21 protein-coding genes are annotated in these 18742 nt (G+C 64.2%); 15 read left to right on the top strand and 6 right to left on the bottom strand.

Features of this window, described 5'->3' with window-relative positions:
* The first annotated feature begins 83 nt into the window (after positions 1-83).
* Positions 84-524: a hypothetical protein gene (locus tag BMX92_RS16515; protein WP_143066810.1), complete on the top strand. Its 441-nt coding sequence runs from the start codon at positions 84-86 to the stop codon at positions 522-524.
* Positions 525-748: 224 nt separating this feature from the next.
* Complete coding sequence (locus tag BMX92_RS16520; protein WP_093018485.1) at positions 749-1420, top strand: peptidylprolyl isomerase; 672 nt, start codon at positions 749-751, stop codon at positions 1418-1420.
* Positions 1421-1424: 4 nt separating this feature from the next.
* Here the strand turns inward: BMX92_RS16520 and BMX92_RS16525 are convergent, their stop codons facing one another.
* Entirely contained in the window at positions 1425-1661 is a 237-nt protein-coding gene (locus tag BMX92_RS16525; protein ID WP_093018487.1) for a DUF2061 domain-containing protein, read from the bottom strand.
* Positions 1662-1779: 118 nt separating this feature from the next.
* On the opposite strand from BMX92_RS16525, the gene BMX92_RS16530 reads away from it, so the two are divergent.
* The gene (locus tag BMX92_RS16530; RefSeq protein WP_093018641.1) at positions 1780-2523 is read left to right on the top strand and encodes a DUF72 domain-containing protein; all 744 of its coding nucleotides are present in this window, start codon (positions 1780-1782) and stop codon (positions 2521-2523) included.
* Positions 2524-2856: 333 nt separating this feature from the next.
* On the opposite strand, the gene BMX92_RS16535 is transcribed toward BMX92_RS16530, so the two are convergent.
* Positions 2857-3042, bottom strand: coding sequence for a PspC domain-containing protein (locus BMX92_RS16535; RefSeq protein WP_093018489.1), 186 nt, complete (start codon positions 3040-3042; stop codon positions 2857-2859).
* Between the two features lie 169 nt (positions 3043-3211).
* Here BMX92_RS16535 and BMX92_RS26975 point away from each other — a divergent pair, with 169 nt between their 5' ends.
* The gene (locus BMX92_RS26975) at positions 3212-3394 is read left to right on the top strand and encodes a hypothetical protein (protein WP_143066811.1); all 183 of its coding nucleotides are present in this window, start codon (positions 3212-3214) and stop codon (positions 3392-3394) included.
* Complete coding sequence (locus tag BMX92_RS16540; protein WP_093018643.1) at positions 3387-3779, top strand: gamma-glutamylcyclotransferase family protein; 393 nt, start codon at positions 3387-3389, stop codon at positions 3777-3779. The genes BMX92_RS26975 and BMX92_RS16540 overlap by 8 nt, the downstream gene beginning before the upstream one ends.
* 140 nt (positions 3780-3919) lie before the next feature.
* On the opposite strand, the gene BMX92_RS16545 is transcribed toward BMX92_RS16540, so the two are convergent.
* Positions 3920-4663, bottom strand: a complete 744-nt coding sequence (locus BMX92_RS16545) for a Crp/Fnr family transcriptional regulator (RefSeq protein WP_093018491.1) — start codon at positions 4661-4663, stop codon at positions 3920-3922.
* A gap of 475 nt (positions 4664-5138) precedes the next feature.
* Here BMX92_RS16545 and BMX92_RS16555 point away from each other — a divergent pair, with 475 nt between their 5' ends.
* From BMX92_RS16555 to BMX92_RS16565, 3 genes are all read left to right on the top strand, one after another.
* The gene (locus BMX92_RS16555) at positions 5139-5921 is read left to right on the top strand and encodes a polyphosphate kinase 2 family protein (RefSeq protein ID WP_093018645.1); all 783 of its coding nucleotides are present in this window, start codon (positions 5139-5141) and stop codon (positions 5919-5921) included.
* Positions 5922-6023: 102 nt separating this feature from the next.
* Entirely contained in the window at positions 6024-7298 is a 1275-nt protein-coding gene (locus tag BMX92_RS28315; RefSeq protein ID WP_305728189.1) for a methyl-accepting chemotaxis protein, read from the top strand.
* Positions 7299-7375: 77 nt separating this feature from the next.
* A complete protein-coding gene (locus tag BMX92_RS16565) occupies positions 7376-7561 on the top strand; it encodes a hypothetical protein (protein WP_093018497.1) in 186 nt (61 codons plus the stop codon).
* Between the two features lie 60 nt (positions 7562-7621).
* On the opposite strand, the gene bla is transcribed toward BMX92_RS16565, so the two are convergent.
* The gene (gene bla / locus BMX92_RS16570) at positions 7622-8506 is read right to left on the bottom strand and encodes a subclass B3 metallo-beta-lactamase (protein WP_093018499.1); all 885 of its coding nucleotides are present in this window, start codon (positions 8504-8506) and stop codon (positions 7622-7624) included.
* Positions 8507-8613: 107 nt separating this feature from the next.
* Between bla and BMX92_RS16575 the strand changes: the two genes are divergently transcribed.
* A complete protein-coding gene (locus BMX92_RS16575; RefSeq protein ID WP_093018501.1) occupies positions 8614-9486 on the top strand; it encodes a LysR family transcriptional regulator in 873 nt (290 codons plus the stop codon).
* On the opposite strand, the gene greB is transcribed toward BMX92_RS16575, so the two are convergent.
* Both greB and BMX92_RS16585 read right to left on the bottom strand, forming a co-directional pair.
* Positions 9474-9959: a transcription elongation factor GreB gene (greB, locus tag BMX92_RS16580; RefSeq protein WP_093018503.1), complete on the bottom strand. Its 486-nt coding sequence runs from the start codon at positions 9957-9959 to the stop codon at positions 9474-9476. The two genes, BMX92_RS16575 and greB, sit on opposite strands and share 13 nt — an antisense overlap.
* A 256-nt stretch (positions 9960-10215) precedes the next feature.
* Positions 10216-12303: a lytic transglycosylase domain-containing protein gene (locus BMX92_RS16585; protein WP_093018505.1), complete on the bottom strand. Its 2088-nt coding sequence runs from the start codon at positions 12301-12303 to the stop codon at positions 10216-10218.
* Positions 12304-12402: 99 nt separating this feature from the next.
* Between BMX92_RS16585 and dapA the strand changes: the two genes are divergently transcribed.
* The 6 genes from dapA (at position 12403) to recA (ending at position 18689) form a co-directional block, all read left to right on the top strand.
* Positions 12403-13281 (top strand): 4-hydroxy-tetrahydrodipicolinate synthase, encoded by an 879-nt coding sequence (gene dapA / locus BMX92_RS16590; RefSeq protein WP_093018647.1) that lies wholly within the window; start codon positions 12403-12405, stop codon positions 13279-13281.
* Positions 13282-13396: 115 nt separating this feature from the next.
* Positions 13397-13879, top strand: a complete 483-nt coding sequence (gene smpB / locus BMX92_RS16595) for an SsrA-binding protein SmpB (RefSeq protein WP_093018507.1) — start codon at positions 13397-13399, stop codon at positions 13877-13879.
* A gap of 4 nt (positions 13880-13883) precedes the next feature.
* Positions 13884-14489, top strand: a complete 606-nt coding sequence (locus BMX92_RS16600; RefSeq protein ID WP_093018509.1) for a DUF2062 domain-containing protein — start codon at positions 13884-13886, stop codon at positions 14487-14489.
* Between the two features lie 30 nt (positions 14490-14519).
* Positions 14520-16937 carry a hybrid sensor histidine kinase/response regulator gene (locus BMX92_RS16605; RefSeq protein WP_177185101.1) on the top strand — a complete coding sequence of 806 codons (2418 nt, stop codon included), beginning with the start codon at positions 14520-14522 and terminating at the stop codon, positions 16935-16937.
* Positions 16938-17023: 86 nt separating this feature from the next.
* On the top strand, positions 17024-17380 hold the full coding sequence (locus BMX92_RS16610) for a response regulator (protein WP_093018511.1): 357 nt from the start codon (positions 17024-17026) through the stop codon (positions 17378-17380).
* Positions 17381-17615: 235 nt separating this feature from the next.
* Positions 17616-18689 carry a recombinase RecA gene (gene recA / locus BMX92_RS16615; RefSeq protein WP_093018513.1) on the top strand — a complete coding sequence of 358 codons (1074 nt, stop codon included), beginning with the start codon at positions 17616-17618 and terminating at the stop codon, positions 18687-18689.
* The last annotated feature ends 53 nt before the right edge of the window (positions 18690-18742 follow it).

The following is an 18742-nucleotide window of genomic DNA, read 5'->3' on the forward strand; positions in this document are numbered from 1 at the left end:
GCCTTTGGCGGCAAAGCCCTTATCATTGCGCTCTCGATACTATTGGAGGAAGCATGGCGTCCGCGGCTAAAAGCAAAAAACTGTTGATGGACCTTGATGCGGCCCGGCTTGAAGCGATTCTGGTCGGACAGGGCATTGATTGCTCCACCCAGGAATCGCGCGATGGCACCGTCCTGCGCGTGAATGGGAAGGATCAGCATGGCCCTGTGCTGGTGCCGCTCGATTTCCCTTCTTATGTGAAAGCGGTGAAGGCAGAGGCTATCGTCACGGGACGCAAGGCCAGGTCGGCCGTGGCGATCGACAGTCTGGCCTTGTCCTTCGTGCAGGATGGGGTCGATGGCGCCGCGACACAATTTGCGCTGGAAGCGGAATTGGCGGAATCCAGCCTCAGCGTGGAAAAGGCGCTGCCGACGGCCCTGTCCATCGCCATTCCGTCGGGAACCGGCAGCTATGTGCTTCAGCGGCTTCAGATCAGCTATGCCAGCGTACCGGTACGCAAGGGCGGGTCGAAGAAACGCAAATAGCCTTGGCCATGCGACCTTGCTAGTGGTCCGATTCTGACATTCGATACCGCTTGAAGCCATGTGGCACAGAAATGTCAGAATCTGTTCGGACCACTAGAAATATTTGATCCTAGTGGATTTCACGATTTTGACATTTGCAGACCCAACCCAGTCGCCAGGGGATGCAAATGTCAAAATCAATCCACTAGGCGAGGTCGCATGACCCTGAAGACCATTTTGCCCGCATGATCGCTGTCCTGTTTCGCCGACTGCTGTTCCTGCTCGCCTTCTGGCCCGGCCTTGCCGCTGCGCTTCCCGCCAACCGGCCGACGCCCGGCTTCGTCCGGGTGGCGATCGAGACGTCGGTCGGCACGATCATCGTTGCCGCCGATCAGAAACATGCGCCGCGCACCGCGGCCAATTTCCTGACCTATGTCGATGATGGCCGCTTCGACGGTGTCACCTTCTACCGCGCCGCGCGGCGCAAGAGCGATCCCAAATATGGTCTGATTCAGGGCGGCATCGATACCGACGCGCGCCGGTCGCTGCCGCCAATCCCGCATGAACCGACGACCCAGACCGGCATCCGGCATCTCGACGCCACTTTGTCCATGGCCCGGCCCAATCGACCGGATTCGGCCATGGGCAATTTCTTCATCACCATCGGCCCCACGCCCAATATGGACGCGCGCGGCGACTATATCGGTTACGCCGCCTTCGGCCATGTCGTGGGAGGCATGGATGTAGTGAAGAAGATATTGGCGGTGCCGACCTGCTGCGGATCGGGGCCGATGCGCGGGCAGATGATCATCAAGCCGATCACCATATTGCGCGCCCGGCGTCTGGACGGCACGCCCAAGCCCTCGCGCGGCGTGAAGCCTTGGCTGATCGGCCTCAACCGCAAACCGGCGAAATAACCTTTCAGGCAAACGCCGCCTGATCCCGCAGCCATGCCCGCCCGCTGCCCTTGGGCGGCCGGGCCTGAATCTTCTTCCAGGCCTGTTCGTGGAAGAAGAAGGCGACGGCGTTGATCATCGGTTCGATCAGCGCAATGCCACCGGCCAGCGCGAGCGATCCGGTCATCATATAGGCGACGGTGAAACCGACGGTCAGGTGGATGGTCAGGTAAGTTCCGGTCTTGATCAGGTCGAGCGACATGGGGCGTCTCCTTGTTGCGCTTCATTTAAGATTCGTTCGCAATAAAGGCCAATGCGTCTTTCCACTGGCTCTGATCGATTCGGGCGATCACTATGCTGCGGCAAAAGGAGATGGCGACATGGCGGGATCGATCCGGGTGGGCATTGGCGGCTGGGTCTATGAACCCTGGCGCGGCAGCTTCTATCCGGCTGGCCTGCGCCAAAAGGATGAGCTGGCCTATGTCGGCACCCACCTGACCGCGACGGAAATCAACGCGACCTATTATAGCAGCCAGAAGCCCGCGACCTTCGCCAATTGGGCGAAGGCGGTGCCGGACGGCTTCCAGTTCGCGGTCAAGGCGTCGCGCTATTGCACCAATCGCAAGATACTGGCCGATGCGGGCGATTCGGTCGCGAAATTCGTGGGGCAGGGCATCGCGGAACTGGGCGACCGGCTCGGGCCGATCCTGTGGCAATTCATGGCGACCAAGCAATTTGATCCGGATGATTTCGGCGCCTTCCTGAAGCTATTGCCGTCCAGCATCGATGGCGTGCCGCTGCGTCACGCGCTGGAGGTGCGCCATGACAGTTTCGACGATCCCGCTTTCCTCGCGCTGGCACGGGATGCCGGGGCGGCGATCGTGCTGGCCGATCATGACAGCTATCCCGCGATCCGGGGACATGATGTCGGCCTGTCCTATCGACGGCTAATGCGCACGCAGGCGGAAGAGCCGACCGGCTATGCGGCGGCAGACATTGCTGGCTGGGTGAATGATGCCCGGCAGGCGTCGGCCGATGGCGGCGACGTCTTCACCTTCTTCATCAGCGGCGCGAAGGAGAAAAACCCGCAGGCTGCGCAGGCGATGATCGTGGCTTTGCGGTAACAGTTCTGTTGCGTTTGATGCAATCGGAAAGCTGTACTTTGCGATTGTTACAAGAATATGACGGGCGTAGAGGCGCCCTCCACCCGCATTAGGTGGATAATTCTTGTCATGATGGAGTCAAATATGCGTCCTGCTTTTCAGGGTACGGTGCTGGCGATCGCAGTCGGCGTTCAGATGCTCACCTTCTATTCGGTGCTCTATGCCTGATCGCGCCGATAACGCGATCTTTATCCCGATTCGACGGGATAGCAAAAGGCCGCTTCTGGGTTAACCAGAGCGGCCTTTTTACTGTCTGATGACTTTGGATCGGTGTGGCGCCAGGCCGGGAAGGCATCAGCCCTCCGCCAGCCAACCGGCGAGCAGATAGGCCACGACGCCGATCGGCCCCAGCGCGCACAGCGTCAGCAGCACAAGCGCGACGCGGATCAGCGTGACGTCGAAGCCGGTCCGGTTGGCAATGCCCGCGCAAACGCCCATGATCTTGCCATTGCGACGGTCGAGGGTGAAGCTGTTGTTCATGTGTCTGGCCTTCTGTCTGAATGATCGTGTGGGGGAAGGGGTGGTCCGGTCAGGCGACCGGCACTACCGGCAGCGCCGCGCCGACGAACAGGCTGGCGAAGAAGACGGCGCCAACGAGGGCGAAGGCGGCGTTCTGGATCTTGGCGATGGTCATGATGGATACTCCCTGATGTGGTGGCCGGATCGTCCGGCCTTGATGTCAGGCGACATAGCAGGGGGTGTGCCAATTCCGATTAATGACGGAAATCTGCCGATTTTTACAGATGGCGCAAATGGTGGACGTAGAAAAAACTCCCGCTATTGGGGAAAAATACCGCAACTTGGTGAAAATGTCGGATGCGGCAATGGCTGACGCGCTTCTGTTCGTCTATGGTACCCTGCGCGTCGGCTTTGACGGCCCGATGGCCCGGCGGTTGCAGGACGAAGCCCGTCATCTCGGCGCCGCGCGCATCCAGGGCAGCCTCTACCGCGTCGATCATTATCCGGGTTTCGTACCGGGCGGCGCGGATTGGGTAACAGGTGACCTGTTCGCGCTCTCTGATACTGAGGCGACGCTCGCTTGGCTCGACGAGTATGAGGAATGCGGTCCGGCCTTTCCCGCGCCGCAGGAATATCGCCGCGACCGGCTGACGGTCGAGGCGGCGGACGGCCCGGTGCGAGCCTGGTCCTATATTTATGTGCAGAGCGTCGACGGGCTGGAGCGGATCGCCGGTGGCGATTTCCTGGCGGTCGGCTAGCGATTCAGCCCCTTCCTGTCACATGGAGCGAAGCCGAAAGTCGCTCGTGCGACCATGCCCGACCTCGCCCTGGAATATCCTGTGTCAAATCGGGGGGGGCACCCAGTCTCCGTTCGCTCTCAGGCTGAACGAAGCTGGATTTACCCCGCCTCCGCCAAAGCCTCCAGAGCAGCCTTGTCCGCCAGCCTTACGCCGCGCCGGCCGACCAGGTCGATCACGCCTTCGCGCTTCATTTCGGTCATCTGCCGCGACACGGTTTCGATGGTGATGCCCAGCACATCGGCGATCTGCTGGCGCGACAAGGGCAATTCGATCACCCCCTCCGCGTCGGCGCGCAGCCGCCGCCCCATGTCGAGCAGGAAGGTGGCGACCTTCTCCCGCGCGGTCTTGCGGCCCAGCAGCAGCATCCAGTCGCGCGTGCGATCCAGATCGTCCAGCGTCCGTTGCAACAGGCGATGCTGCAATTCGCCATGCCGCATCGCAAAGCCGTCAAAGGCGCCGCGCGGGAAGAGGCAGAGCCGCGCATCGGACAGCGCCGTCACGCTGTGCGGCGTGCGCGCGCCAAAGGGGCGGCCGATGAAATCAGACGCATAGACCACGCCGACAATCTGTTCGCGCCCATCGCCGGTGGAGGTGGCGAGCTTCAGCGTTCCTTCGATCACATTGGCGACGACGGTGCTGTCGTCGCCCTCCCACATCACCGTCTGCCCGGCATGCAGCGCTACCCGCCGCCCGATCCGGCTGAGCGCCTCCCGATCGGTGTCGGACAGGTCAGCGCAAATGGCATGGTCCCGCACGATGCAGCTATCGCAGGACTGCCCGCCGCAGGTGCGGGCCATCGGGGCGGCGCCGTCCTTTTGCGCCATGTCAAATCGCATATCCATGACCGCTGCATGACGTTGGAGCAGGCGATGACCTATCCGTAAATATGCGTAGGTGCGGTGCGATCGGCGAAGACGGAATAGGACTATGGCCGCTTAACTTCGCACTTTTCCCGCAAGTTTCGACATTTCAGAACAAATGTAGGAAATTTTATTACGAACAAGGGCGTATGCAGAGGAAGCCTTGTTAGAAAAGGCAGCGGGAATAGGACAGTTGCAGCTCCGGCGCCCTGTCGACATAGGCGAGCAGCGAAGCCGGGACGAGCAGGGCAAAATATAGCAACCAGCTTGCTATCAGCCAATGCCGCGCCGACGGCTCAGAGGTTGCACCCACCATATCCCAACTATCCGTGATCCGTCCGATGTCTGCAATCATGATCCTTTCGATCATCTCCTCGTCGCGCCAGCGCAGGTTGAATATGCCAGGATCATGATCGATTATGGCCTGATCATACCCCTTGCATCGGAGCGTCCTGACATGACCATCGACCTTGCCGACTATGAACAGGGCGCGAAATACAAGGGCGATTATGAGGCGGACCTTGCCGCCCTCCAGCATCGCCTCGCCAAGATTCAGGTCGCCCACATCCTCCACGGCCGGCGCAGCGTCATCCTGCTGGAGGGCTGGGATGCGGCGGGGAAGGGCGGCATCATCAAGCGACTGAGCGCCGACTGGGACCCGCGTTACTATCAGGTCCATCCCATATCCGCGCCGACGCAGGAGGAGCGCGACCATCATTTCCTCTGGCGTTTCTGGACCCGTTTGCCCGCCAGCCGCAACATCGCCATCTTCGACCGTAGCTGGTATGGCCGCGTGCTGGTGGAGCGGGTCGAGGGCTTTTGCAGCAAGGCCGACTGGAAGCGCGGCTATGAGGAAATCAACGCTTTCGAAGCGCAACTGGCGCAGGCGGGCACCAATTTCGTGAAGCTGTTCGTCCACATCACCCAGAAGGTGCAGGACGAACAACTCGCCCAGCGGCTCGACACGCCGTGGAAGCGATGGAAGACCGGCGCTGACGATTATCGCAACCGCGCCCGTCGCGACGATTATCTCGACGCCATGCACGCCATGTTCAAGAAGACCGACAGCAAGGTCGCGCCCTGGCAGGTGATCGACAACAACAACCGCAAGGCCGGCCGGATCGCCGCGCTGACCTATGTCGCCGATCGGCTGGAGGCGCTGGTGCCGATGGATTTCCCCGAAGCCGATCCGGCCGTCGTCAGTCTGGCGCGGGAGGCGTTCGGATATAAATCGAGGTAAATCAGTTACTTGTCATAAAAGTGTCACGAAATTCTAACGCGGCATTTACCATTGCGGCGCTAATCCGGGGTTATGTCCCCACGCCGTTCCGTCCTGTCCGCTATGTCCGATCGTCCTCCGGCCGACCGCTCGCCCGTCGTGCGGCTTGGTCAGCCGCTCAGCGAGGCGGTCGACTGGTTTCAGCGCGATTCGGCGCTACGCCTGCTGCCGGTGCTGGATGCGGTCGATCGCCCCGTCGGCGCCATCTACGAACGCGACATGCGCCGCATCCTGTTCAACCCCTTCGGCCATGCGCTGCTCCGCAATCCCAGCTTCGGCGGGCGGCTGGACGATCATGTCCGGCCCTGCGCCCATGTCGATCAGGCGACCGACATAGAGGTGCTGGTCGACCTATTCGCCGGGCAGGGGGCGGGCTGTGAAGGGCTGATCGTCACCGCAGATGGCCGCTATGCGGGGGTGCTGGGCGGCACGTTACTGCTGCGCCTCACGGCCGAGCGGGATGCGCACGTGGCGCTGGCGCGGGCCGAACGGGCCGATCGTATCACCCGCCAGAGCGCCGATTTCCGGCAGGACATTGCCAGCATGATCACCGACATGGCCACCATGGCCGATCGGCTCGCGAGCCTTGCCAGCCAGTCGGCCGAGCGGGCCGCCGGCGACAGCGCCGATTCCGTCGCCATGGCCGTCGCCGCCGCCCAGACCGCCGAACGGCTGGCGCAACTCGCGGCCGGGGGCGTGGACCTCAGCCAGCTTTTCCAGTCGATGGAGGCCGAAGCGCAGGATGCTGGCGCCACCATCGCCGAAGCCGCCGCCCACAGCCGGTCCGGCATGCTGCGCAGCGACGCGCTGCGGGTCGAGGCGGACGGTATCGGAGAAGTCGTCGCCCTGATCGATGACATCGCCCGCGCCACCGCCATGCTCGCGCTCAACGCGGGAATAGAGGCGGCGCGCGCCGGCGAAGCCGGGCGGGGCTTCGCTGTGGTCGCCCGCGAAGTCCAGTCGCTCGCCCAGCAAACGCGGGAAGCCGCCGCCGGTATAGCCGGTCGGATCGACCATATCCGCGCCACCATCGCCGACGTCGCATCCGGCCATGCGCATATGGACGCCACCATGATCCGCGCCGATCGCCTGTCCGCTGCCGTGTTCGAAGCGGTCGCCCGGCAAAGCGCCTTCAGCCGCGCCATTGCCGACAGCGTGGCGGAGGCCGGTGCCTCCAGCGCCCATATCCGCGCCGGCGCCCGCCAGATCAGCGACAATGCGCAGGCGAGCGTCCTGGCCGCACGTGGCATGCGCGACATGGCGGACCGGCTGGCAGACGAAGCCCACCGTCTGGAACAGCGCGCCGGCGGCTTCATCGCGGCCATGCACGCCGCCTGAAGCCCTCGGCCAGAATCTCCGCTGGCGCGCGCGTCGGAAAGCGCTAGCATGGTCGCCCATAAAAAGGAGAGGACGCCATGCTCGTGATGTTCGTCGGCACCGATCGCACCCAGACTGCGGTCAACCCTGCGCAAGTCACCTTCGTCACACAGGTCAGCGACGGTACCCGCATCCGCTTTGGCGAGGGACGCAGCGTCACCGTGACCGAACCGATCGCCGCCGTGCTGGAAGGCCTCAATCAGGCCCTCCGCCCGCACGAATAAAGCGCCCTCCGTTCGGTTCGAGCCTGTTGAGAACCCGACGCGCGAACCGACCGGATCGCGTCACTCCGCCAGCTTCTTCCCAAGCGCTGCCTCTGCCCGCTCGGCGTAGCGGCGGCAGGCGCCGGGATCGATGAAGGGATTGGGCGTGCGCGCCTTCATCAGGCGCGCCACCCGCCCGGCATCGCCATCCAGCGGATGCGACGCGATCAGCATGTCGCATCGCATCGCCTTCACCCGCGCGAAACTCCCGCGAAACGCATCGACGAAACGCCGGTGCCCGGGGTTGGCAAAGCGCCAGCCTTCCACCGCGATCGGGTTGAGACTGGCGGCGAACACGATCGTCCGGCAATCCTTCCCCTCACAGCTTTTCCAGCTCCAGCTCATGCTACCCAGCGTATGGCCCGGCGTCGCATGGGCGGTGATGGCCGTATCGCCCAGCTTTATCACCTCGCCATCGCGCGCCACGCGCAGTTTCGTGACAGCCGGAAAGCGCTCCAGCCAGGCTGCCTGCGGATCGTCCGGATCGCCACCACCCTGCCGCAGCACGGCAGCAGCCGGTCCACTGGCCACCACGCTCGCGCCACTATCCCGCGCCAGCGCAGCGATCCCCCCGGCATGGTCGAAATGCGGCTCCGTGCTCAGGATCAGCTTCACCTGCCTGACCGAAAAGCCCAGCTTGCGCATCTTCGCCTCGATATCCCCCACCGCCTGCGGCACCGCCCCGTCGATCAGGATCAGCCCCGCGCTGGTGCGAATCAGCGCGACATTCAGCCCGCCAAAGCCGATCAGATAGGTCCGGCCATGCAGTCGCACCGGCGGTTGCGGCGCCAGCCAGCGCTTTGCCGATTCCGGCGCAATCGGCCGGGTCAGCATATCGTCCGCCTTGCCGGCCCCCATCGCCATAAACCCAGACAGACTAATAGCCGCTATCGCCCAATTCCGCATGCTCTCGCCTCCATTCCCTTGTGAAGGCGAGATTGCCGCCTGCCATCGCCCGCGACAAAGCATCATTTCTCGACAGAGCCATGAGGTCAGCTTATGCCTTCTGCCCCATGGACCGCGCCCAGCTCCCGCTCAACGCCCTGCGCGCCTTCGAGGCGGCGGCCCGCCATCTCAACTTCACCAAAGCAGCGATCGAACTCTGCGTCAGTCAGGGCGCCGTCAGCCAGCAGGTCGCCCAACTGGAGGCGCGGCTCGGCGCACCGCTCTTCCGCCGCCTGCCGCGCGGGCTGATGCTGACGGATGAGGGGCGCGCCTTGCTACCGGTCATGGGCGACGCGCTCGATCGGATCGGGGCGATGCTCGGCCGGATCGAGGGCGGCCGCCCCCGCGAAATCCTGAACCTCGGTGTCGTCGGCACCTTCGCGGGTGGCTGGCTGCTCGACCGGCTTGACGATTTCGCCCGCGCCTGCCCGCATGTCGATCTGCGCGTCATGACCAATAATAATCGCGTCGATCTGGCGGGGGAGGGGCTGGACCTCGCCATCCGCTTTGGCGACGGCGCCTGGCACGGCACCCATGCCGACCCGATCCTGCGCGCGCCACTCGCCCCGCTCTGCACATCGGACTTGGCGGCGCGCCTGCCCGATCCCGCCGCACTCGCCCGCGAAACCCTGCTGCGCTCCTATCGCGCCGACGAATGGCCCCGCTGGTTCGCCGCCGCCGGTGCGCCATGCCCACCCCTGCGCGGGCCACTGTTCGATAGCTCGATCCTGATGGTGCAGGCGGCCTTACGCGGCCTCGGCGTCGCACTCGCGCCGCCTGCCTTGTTCGACCATGAACTGCGCACCGGCCAGCTGGTCCAGCCCTTCGCCGTCTCGGTCGACCTGGGCGGCTACTGGCTCACCCGCCTCATGTCCCGCCCCGACAGTCCGGCCATGGCGGACTTCCGGGCATGGCTGCGCGCAGCGGCTCAGGCCGGATAGGCGATGTCCATCACTTCATATTCCTTCTCGCCCGCCGGCAGCCGGACGCGGCGCAGATCGCCCACCGCCGCGCCGCGCAGGGCACGGGCCATGGGCGATCCCCAGCCGATCCGGCCAGCATCCACATCCGTCTCGTCATTGCCCACGATCGTCACGGTGCGGTGGTTGTCATCCTCGTCGGCGATGGTGACGGTGGCGCCGAAATAGACCTTGTCCTTGTCGGGCTGCTGCCGGGGATCGACGACCTTGGCGTCCTTCATCTTCTTCGACAGGCGCTTCAATTGCCCGTCAATCTCGCGCATCCGCTTGCGCCCATAGAGATAGTCGCCATTCTCGCTGCGATCGCCATTACCCGCCGCCCAACTCACCACCTCGACGATCGCCGGCCGCTCCACGCCCAGCAACTGGTCATATTCGGCTCGCAGCTTCGCGAACCCTTCGGGGGAGATATAATTGGGATAGGGCGTGGTCATGCCGCTGCCTTATCCTGTGACGGGCATGTTGCGCAATTTGGTTCGCGCAGAGGCGCAGAGGACGCTGAGCTATACTATGTTCACGCGGAGGCGCGGAGGCGTGGAGATTTTCTGAAGCGGCCTGCGGCCGAAAGCCAGCCGCGTAGCGGCCCTCAAATCTCTCTGCGCCCTCTGCGCCTCTGCGCGCAAAGAAATCATCAGGACCAGCCTGCTGGCCAATCCCCTCCGCGTCTTCGCGCCTCCGCGTGAACCAGAATCACCCCGGCGTCTGCTTCCCCAGATACCGGCTCAGCACCGCGCTGGTCCCCCGGAACTTCGCCCGCTCCGGGTTCATCGCCTCATAGACGACGGCATTTTCCAGCACCCGCTGCACATAGTTGCGCGTCTCGAAAATCGGAATCTGCTCGATCCACCGCAGCATGTCCGCGCCGGGCAGGCGGGGGTCGCCATTGGCGCGCACCCATTTGTTCACATTGCCGGGGCCTGCATTATAGGCCGCCACGGCCAATGGGTAACTCCCGCCATAATAGTCCAGCATCCGCTGGAAATAGGCCGATCCCAGCATGATATTATAGCCCGGCTCGTTCAGCGATCCGGGGTTGTAGCCCATGCCCAACTTCCCCGCCTGCTCGCGCGCGGTGCCGGGCATCAGCTGCATCAGGCCCCGAGCGCCCGCATGCGACACGATCTGCTTGTCGAACTGGCTTTCCTGCCGGGCGATGGCATGGACCATGGTCCAGTTATATTGCGCTTCGGATGGCACCGGCACGCGCGGGAAGGCGCTCTGGCCATAGCCGGTCAGCCCGCTCGACACCGCGCGGCGCCCCACCATCACGCCCATGTCGGGGCGGCCGATCTTCTGCGCCAGTTCGGCCGCCAGATAATGGTCGGTATCGCTATCGGCATTGTTGGCGATGGCGCGGGCGAATTTGCTCTGATCTTCCCAATAGCCCATCTGCCCCAGCGCCGCGACCGCGCGCACGACCGACCGGCTATCGAAAGCGGCGCGCTCGGCGGCGGAGATCGGCACCGGCCGCTCTACCGTGGCGGGGGCGGGGATCGGCCGGCTCAGCCGCTCCAGCGCCAGCTGCCCGTAAAACTGGTCGGGATAGACGCCCGCCTGACTGAAATAGCTGTTCGCGCCGGCCGCATCCCCGGCATGAAGCGCGGCACGACCGGCCCAATAATAGCCCTTCGACCGGGTCTGGGGCGATTTGGCCGCGTCGGCATAACGGCGGAACATCGTCACCGCGTCGGTCGGGCGATTGAGATTATAGAAGGCGGTGCTGCCCGCCAGCCAGGCCAGACTGGTATAATCGTCACGCACGCCGATCGGCTGGTCGCTCATCGCGATGCCGGGTGCGACCGCATCGTCGATCTTGCTGGCGATGCCATAGGCGAAGCTCCACTGGCTGTCACTCGCGGCGGCCCGCGCCTGATTCAGCAGCACTTCATAGAATTTCTCGGCATTGCTCGGCCGATATGTCACGGCGTTGCGGTTCGCCAGATATTGCCGCGCCGCGACCCAATTGCCGCTGTCGCGCAGCCACACCGCCTTGTCGGCGACGAAACCGGCATCGCTCGCGCCGGTCGATTCGGCCGCCTGCATCAGCATCGCCGCATCGGGCGACTTGCGGCGGAAGGCGATCCGCGCCTCGAACGCGGCCCGCCGCGCCGGGCTGACATAGGCGATCATCCGCATGGCGCCGGTCGTGTCATTGGCCCACAGCAGCGCATCGGCGCGCAGATCATGATCGGCCGGCGTCAGGCTCGATCCGAACAGCGACAGCAATCGCGCCTCGTCCGCGGGGGAGAGCGATTCGCCGATCCAGGCATTGCGCGCGGCGACCTGCGCCTCGCCCATGCGGCCCATCTGCATCAGCGCCACGGCGTTGCGGGCATGGCCGGTCGCCGTGCGCGCCGGAAAGCGGGCGAAGAAGGTCGCGACCTGCACCGGATCGAAACTGTCGGGGTTGATGCCCGTTTCGGCCAGCCGCCGCATCCGGTCCTCGCCCGGCCAGCCGGGATTGGCGATCATGAAGCTGGCATAGGTGGAAAAGCCCAGCCCGTCGCTCGATTGCAGCGCGCGCCACTGGCTGATCGTCCCGGCGATGCTACCATCCTGCGCCACGCCGATCCGGCTCTGCACCTGTTGCCAGGGGCTGGGATGCGCGTCCTGCGAGGGAAGCTGCTGCACCACCGGTCCCTGCGCCGGATATTCGGGCGGCAATGGCTGCACGACTTCGGTCTGCGCGCCTGCACCGGCGGTCATGAGCAAGAGGGCAATAATCGGCATGCGGATGATGTAACTTTCGACATGGGTTGAGGCGCGCATGCTGGACATTATCCCCATTGCATCCTTATCAGGCCCTGAATGACGCGCTATAGCGCCCCGCTGATTTGATCATGCCCCGGCCGCCCGGAGATTTGAAGGAGTTTAATGATGTTTTCGGGCTCGATTCCGGCTCTGATCACCCCATTTCGCGATGACCGGATCGATGAAGCGGCGTTTCGCGCCTTTGTCGACTGGCAGATTGCCGAAGGATCGAGCGCGCTCGTCCCCTGCGGCACCACCGGCGAAAGCGCCACCATGACGGTGGAGGAGCATAACCGGGTCATCGCCATCTGCGTCGATCAGGCCGCCGGGCGCGTGCCGGTGATCGCCGGTTGCGGGTCCAACGATACGCGAATCGCGCTGGAACATATGTATGCGGCGCAGGCCGCCGGGGCGGACGCCGCGCTGGTGGTTGCGCCTTATTATAACAAGCCGAATCAGGACGGCGTCTACCAGCATTTCGCCTATCTCGCCGAACGCTGCGACCTGCCGATCGTGCTCTATAACGTCCCGGGCCGCACCATCACCGATATCGGCGTGCCGGTGCTGTATCGTCTGGCGGAAGATTATCAGTCGATCGTGGGAATCAAGGACGCCACCGGGAATCTGGGGCGTGTCACCGCGCAGCGTCTGGCCTGCGGTCCGGACTTTTGCCAGCTTTCGGGCAATGACGAAACGGCGCTGGGCTTCAACGCGATGGGCGGCAGCGGGTGCATCAGCGTCACCGCCAATGTCGCGCCGCGCCTCTGCGCCGATTTTCAGGCGGCGATGGCCGCGCATGACTGGGATGGCGCCTTGGCGCTTCAGGATCGTCTTTATCCCCTGCATGACGCGCTGTTCAGCGATTCTTCACCGGGTCCGGTCAAATATGCGCTTTCGCGGGTTCGCCCCGACATGCCCGGCGCGGTCCGTCTGCCGATCACCTGGCCGTCGGAATCGAGCCGCGCCGCGGTCGACCGCGCGCTGGAGATTGCGGGATTGGTTTAAGGCGCAGCCGACACCATATCCTGACGGGTCCGGGCACTGGCACGGAATAAAGGAGAGGCGGGCCGCGTATAATGAGCGACCGCGTTCGACACGAATGGAAGACTAGAAAAGACCGATGGCCCGTCCCCGCCCTGCCACTTTCGACAAGAAGAAGATCGTCGCCGAAAACCGGCGCGCGCGTTTCGATTATTTCATCGAGGACGTGTTCGAGGCCGGCATCGCCCTGCAAGGGACCGAGGTGAAGGCGCTGCGTGGCGGTGAGGGCAATATCGCCGAAAGCTATGCCGAGGTGAAGGGCAATCAGGTGTGGCTGGTTAACAGCAACATCCCCGAATATAGTCATGGCAACCGCGAAAATCACACGCCCAAGCGCCCGCGCAAGCTGTTGTTGCATGAGCGAGAGATCCAGAAGATGCACGGCGCGGTCGAGCGCAAGGGCATGACGCTGGTGCCGCTGATGGTCTATTTCAACAGTCAGGGCCGGGCCAAGGTCGAACTGGCGCTGGCCAAGGGCAAGCAGAATCACGACAAGCGCGACAGCATCAAGGAACGCGACTGGAAGAGGGATCAGCAGCGCATCATGCGGGACAAGGGCTGATCCGATGAGCAACCGGCAACAGGGTCGTCTGGCCCGCTGGTGGCACGCCAATGCCCCGACCCGCGAATCGCTGGAAAAGAGCAAGGTGCTGGCCCCGGTCGCGCACCGGGTGCTGGAACCCTCGCTCTGGCGCTTCACCCGCCGGTCGGTGCCGCGCGGTGTGGCGCTGGGCCTGTTCGTCGGCATCTTCTTCCTGATCCCCGGCGTGCAGATTGCCGGGGCGGCGCTCTTCGCTTTGCCGTTCCGCGCCAATATCCCGGTCGCCGCGGCGATGACCTTCCTCTCCAACCCCGCCACCACGCCGCTGATCCTGATGGCGTCGGTGTGGCTGGGCAATTGGATATTGGGTCGCAGCGCGGACGCCACCGGCTTCATGGCGCTGGTCGATGGCCATGCCACGGTCCGCGAATGGACCACCTGGCTGCTGTCCGAAGCGGCCCCTGCCATGCTGCTCGGCCTGTTCCTCATTTCGCTTGCCAGCGCCGTGATCGGCTATTTCCTGTCGGACTGGTTCTGGCGCCATCGCATGGGCCGCAAATGGCAGGCGCGCAAATTGAGGATTGGCAAGGTCCACCAAAGCAGCGCATTGGAGGAAACCGCCCGCGTCTGACGCTGGCTGTTCGACTTGCGCATCAGGGGTATGGGTTTGAAAAGAGGTGAAGAGGCCTGGCTGATCCAGCCGCGCTCGCGCATTGCGTTGCCGCTGCTGGTTCTCGCCGCTTTGGCCTCCGCCGCTCTGGTCCTCTATGCGGTGGGCAGCTGGGCGCTGGCCGCCGGCTTTGGCGCGACCATCCTGACCGCCGCCGCGCTGCTCACCTGGTATCAGCATCTCTACCCGCCGCAGATTTCCGACCGGGAAGCCACGCCCGACTGGACCGTCGCCCGTGCCGCCGCCGATGCGTCCAGCATGGCGATCGCCGTCACCGACCGCACCGGCCGTCTGGTCTGCGCCAGCGACCTGTTCGGCGAATGGTTCCCCGGCTATCCCACGCCGCCTGCCGTCACGGCGGACGAAGCGCTGGCCGCCAGCCTCTCCACCGCCGCCCGCGCCGCCTGGCGCGATGGCGAGGCGCGCTACGAAGGCATGGTGCAGGGCGGCCTGCGCCTGGACGTCGATATCACCCGCACCGGCCGGACGGAGGATTATCTCCTCTGGCGCTTCACGCCCGTTCGCCAGCCCAGCGCGCTGGACGACGTGCATCGCTTCCTGACCGGGGAAGCCGGCCGCCAGCTTGGCGAGGCAGGCATCATGGCGGTGATGATCGGCGGGGAAGGGCGCATCCGCGCCGCCAATGGCGCCTTCCTGTTGCGCGCTGCGGGCCGTATCGACGCCAATATCACCGGCCGCGATTTCGCCGCCCATATGCGCGTGGATGACAAGGGGCGCCTGTTCCTCGCGCGCGAGGAGCAGGGCGGCCTGCCGCTGCGCCTGCTGCAAGTGCCGCTCAAGCGCGCCGCCCAGCCCAACGGGTCACAAGCGTCGGCGCAGGACGGCCCGATGCTGCTGCTGCTGATCGATGAACCGGCGGGTGGCGGCGGCACCTCCGCGCTCTCCTATATCGAAACCCTGCTCTCGCTTCTGCCCTTCGGCCTTGCCATGGCGGATCGGGACGGCCGCGTCCTCTTCGTCAACAATGCCTTTGCCCGTGTCGCTGGCCTCAAGGATGGCGAAAAGCCCAGCTATCCGGGCGACCTCGTCGTGCGGGAGGATCAGGCGGCGGTGGCCGATGCGGTGCGCCGCTTCGCCGTCGGCCCGCAAATGTCCGGCGACATCGCCGTGCGGATGCGCGACACGCCCGACGATCCGGTCGCGCTCAGCCTGGCGGGCGTGCGCGGCCTGGGCGAAGCGGCCGTACTCCTCAGCCTCAAGGACAATAGCGAGGAATCCAAGCTCAAGCGGCAGGTCGCGCAGGCGACCAAGATGCAGGCGATCGGCCAGCTCGCCGGCGGCGTCGCGCATGACTTCAACAATATCCTGACCGCCATCATCGGCCATTGCGACCTGATGCTGATGCGCCATACGCCGGGCGACAGCGACTATGACGATATTCAGCAGGTCAAATCGAACAGCAACCGCGCCGCCGGCCTCACCCGTCAGCTTCTGGCCTTCTCCCGGCAACAGACGCTGCGCCCACAAATCCTCCAGTTGCCCGATATCGTCGCCGACGTCTCCACGCTTCTGAAGCGCCTGCTGGGCGAAAATGTGAAGCTGGACGTCACCCATGGCCGCAATCTGGGCGCCGTGCGCGCGGACCCCGGTCAGATGGAGCAGGTGATCGTCAACCTGGCGGTCAACGCCCGCGACGCCATGCCCGAAGGCGGCACCGTCAATATCCAGACCTATGCGGTGCCCGCCGTCCGCGTCCGCGAGATGCGCCAGCAGATCCTGCCCGTCGGCGATTACAGCGCGCTGCGCGTGTCCGACACGGGCCTTGGCATCCCGCCGGATATCCTCGCGAAAATCTTCGAACCCTTCTTCACCACGAAGGAACTGGGCAAGGGCACCGGCCTTGGCCTCTCCACCGTCTATGGCATCGTCAAGCAATCGGGCGGCTATATCTTCGCCGAATCCGAACTGGGACGCGGCGCCAGCTTCGTCATCTATCTCCCCGTCTATGCCGGGGCCGACGCCGAACAGCCGGTGGAGGTGAAGCCCGCCGCGCCCCGCACCGAAACCTGGGGCACCGGCACGGTGCTGCTGGTGGAGGATGAGGATATGGTCCGCGCCGTCGCCGAACGCGCACTCACGCGACAGGGCTATAAGGTGCTGACCGCCAATGACGGCGAACAGGGGCTGGAAGTGCTGAACGGCGGCGAGCAGATCGACCTGCTCATTTCCGACGTGGTGATGCCCAATATGGACGGCCCCGCCATGGTCGCCCACGCCCGCCGCACCCATCCCGACCTGCCGGTCCTCTTCATGTCGGGCTATGCCGAGGAGCAACTGCGCAAATCGATCGACATCGCCAATGTCGCCTTCCTTCCCAAGCCCTTCTCGGTCAACCAGCTCGCCGAAGCGGCGCGCGACGCGCTGCTGACCCGGCCGGCGGCGGAGTGATCTTGCGCCAGATCAAGCGGAATGGGCTGGGCAAGGCGCGGCCAATCGTTTAGCGATTCGTTGTTACGAATAAGGGAAAACAGGGCATGTCGGACGCAAAGAGCATTTTGATTGTCGAGGATGAGGCGATGATCGGCATGATGCTCGAAGATTATCTCGATGCGCTCGGCTATCGGCTGCACGCCATTGCCGCCACGGTCGATGAAGCCTGCGATCAGGCGCGCGCGGGCGGCTTCGACGCGGCGCTGGTCGACTGCAATTTGCAGGGCGAAAAAAGCTGGCCGGTGGCCGACATATTGGCGCAGGCCGACATTCCTTTCATCTTCGCCACCGGCGGCATGGCGGACGATCTGCCATCGGATCATGCGGGGCGACCGACACTGGCCAAGCCCTTCACCATCGGCGCGGTCGAACGCGCGCTGGGCAAGGTGCTGGGCGGTTAAACTATCGTTCGGTCAATTTCGTCATTGCGAGCACAGCGAAGCAATCCATGGTGCGCCCGTGTATTGCTTCGCTGTGCTCGCAATGAGGGATTTCATCGGCTAGAGAGGCAGTCGAAGCTGGGAACCGCAGGCGAATAGGAAATTTCCGTTCCCCTCTTGTTCTTGTGGAACAAACAGGATACATCATCGTCCAGACGCACGATATCATGCGTTTCCCTTGACAGAGGACTGGCCGATGACTGCACTGCTCTCACTCATCGATTCCAAGAAGACGGGAAACATGGACAGACAGAAAGCATTGGACGCGGCGCTCGCACAGATCGACCGCGCCTTCGGCAAGGGCAGCGCCATGAAGCTGGGCAGCCGGGAAAAGCTGGAGATCGAGGCGATCTCGACCGGCTCGCTCGGCCTCGACATCGCGCTCGGCATCGGCGGCCTGCCCAAGGGGCGGATCATCGAAATCTATGGCCCGGAAAGTTCGGGCAAGACCACGCTGGCGCTCCACGCCATCGCCGAAGCGCAAAAGGGCGGCGGCACCGCCGCTTTCGTCGACGCGGAACATGCGCTTGACCCTGGCTATGCCAAGAAGCTGGGCGTCAACATCGACGAACTGATCGTGTCGCAGCCGGACACCGGCGAGCAGGCGCTGGAAATCGTCGACACGCTGGTTCGGTCCAACGCCATCGACATCCTCGTGATCGACTCGGTCGCCGCGCTGGTGCCGCGCGCCGAAATCGAGGGCGAGATGGGCGACAGCCATGTCGGTCTTCAGGCCCGCCTCATGTCGCAGGCGCTGCGCAAGCTGACCGGTTCGATCTCGCGCTCCAAATGCATGGTGATCTTCATCAACCAGGTGCGCATGAAGATCGGCGTGATGTACGGCAATCCGGAAACCACGACCGGCGGCAACGCGCTCAAATTCTACGCCTCGGTCCGTCTCGACATCCGCCGCACCGGCCAGATCAAGGACCGCGACGATATCGTCGGCAACGCGACCCGGGTGAAGGTGGTCAAGAACAAGGTGGCGCCGCCCTTCAAGCAGGTCGAATTCGACATCATGTATGGCGAAGGCATCTCCAAGATCGGCGAGATGCTGGATCTGGGCGTCAAGGCCGGGCTGGTCGAAAAATCGGGGGCCTGGTTCTCCTATGACTCGGTCCGCATCGGCCAGGGTCGTGAAAACGCCAAAACCTATCTCAAGGAACATCCCGAACTGGCGGACAAGCTGGAAAAGGCGATCCGTGGCAAGACCGAAGAGGTCGCCGAAGGGATGATGACTGGACCCGATGCGGAGGATGATGGCGAATAAGCACGGGATCGGCGCCCGGCCGGATCAGCCGGACGCCACCCATGCAGGCTCGC

It is taken from the genome of Sphingobium sp. YR768 (assembly GCF_900111125.1).
GTDB lineage: Bacteria > Pseudomonadota > Alphaproteobacteria > Sphingomonadales > Sphingomonadaceae > Sphingobium.

What these genes read in the sequence shown, in the direction of transcription:
- BMX92_RS16520 (WP_093018485.1), top strand. Translation starts at nt 749, where the DNA reads ATGATCGCTGTCCTGTTTCGCCGACTGCTGTTCCTGCTCGCCTTCTGG.
- BMX92_RS16525 (WP_093018487.1), bottom strand. Translation starts at nt 1,661, where the DNA reads ATGTCGCTCGACCTGATCAAGACCGGAACTTACCTGACCATCCACCTG.
- BMX92_RS16530 (WP_093018641.1), top strand. Translation starts at nt 1,780, where the DNA reads ATGGCGGGATCGATCCGGGTGGGCATTGGCGGCTGGGTCTATGAACCC.
- BMX92_RS16535 (WP_093018489.1), bottom strand. Translation starts at nt 3,042, where the DNA reads ATGAACAACAGCTTCACCCTCGACCGTCGCAATGGCAAGATCATGGGC.
- BMX92_RS26975 (WP_143066811.1), top strand. Translation starts at nt 3,212, where the DNA reads ATGTGGTGGCCGGATCGTCCGGCCTTGATGTCAGGCGACATAGCAGGG.
- BMX92_RS16540 (WP_093018643.1), top strand. Translation starts at nt 3,387, where the DNA reads ATGGCTGACGCGCTTCTGTTCGTCTATGGTACCCTGCGCGTCGGCTTT.
- BMX92_RS16545 (WP_093018491.1), bottom strand. Translation starts at nt 4,663, where the DNA reads ATGGATATGCGATTTGACATGGCGCAAAAGGACGGCGCCGCCCCGATG.
- BMX92_RS16555 (WP_093018645.1), top strand. Translation starts at nt 5,139, where the DNA reads ATGACCATCGACCTTGCCGACTATGAACAGGGCGCGAAATACAAGGGC.
- BMX92_RS28315 (WP_305728189.1), top strand. Translation starts at nt 6,024, where the DNA reads ATGTCCGATCGTCCTCCGGCCGACCGCTCGCCCGTCGTGCGGCTTGGT.
- BMX92_RS16565 (WP_093018497.1), top strand. Translation starts at nt 7,376, where the DNA reads ATGCTCGTGATGTTCGTCGGCACCGATCGCACCCAGACTGCGGTCAAC.
- bla (WP_093018499.1), bottom strand. Translation starts at nt 8,506, where the DNA reads ATGCGGAATTGGGCGATAGCGGCTATTAGTCTGTCTGGGTTTATGGCG.
- BMX92_RS16575 (WP_093018501.1), top strand. Translation starts at nt 8,614, where the DNA reads ATGGACCGCGCCCAGCTCCCGCTCAACGCCCTGCGCGCCTTCGAGGCG.
- greB (WP_093018503.1), bottom strand. Translation starts at nt 9,959, where the DNA reads ATGACCACGCCCTATCCCAATTATATCTCCCCCGAAGGGTTCGCGAAG.
- BMX92_RS16585 (WP_093018505.1), bottom strand. Translation starts at nt 12,303, where the DNA reads ATGTCCAGCATGCGCGCCTCAACCCATGTCGAAAGTTACATCATCCGC.
- dapA (WP_093018647.1), top strand. Translation starts at nt 12,403, where the DNA reads ATGTTTTCGGGCTCGATTCCGGCTCTGATCACCCCATTTCGCGATGAC.
- smpB (WP_093018507.1), top strand. Translation starts at nt 13,397, where the DNA reads ATGGCCCGTCCCCGCCCTGCCACTTTCGACAAGAAGAAGATCGTCGCC.
- BMX92_RS16600 (WP_093018509.1), top strand. Translation starts at nt 13,884, where the DNA reads ATGAGCAACCGGCAACAGGGTCGTCTGGCCCGCTGGTGGCACGCCAAT.
- BMX92_RS16605 (WP_177185101.1), top strand. Translation starts at nt 14,520, where the DNA reads ATGGGTTTGAAAAGAGGTGAAGAGGCCTGGCTGATCCAGCCGCGCTCG.
- BMX92_RS16610 (WP_093018511.1), top strand. Translation starts at nt 17,024, where the DNA reads ATGTCGGACGCAAAGAGCATTTTGATTGTCGAGGATGAGGCGATGATC.
- recA (WP_093018513.1), top strand. Translation starts at nt 17,616, where the DNA reads ATGACTGCACTGCTCTCACTCATCGATTCCAAGAAGACGGGAAACATG.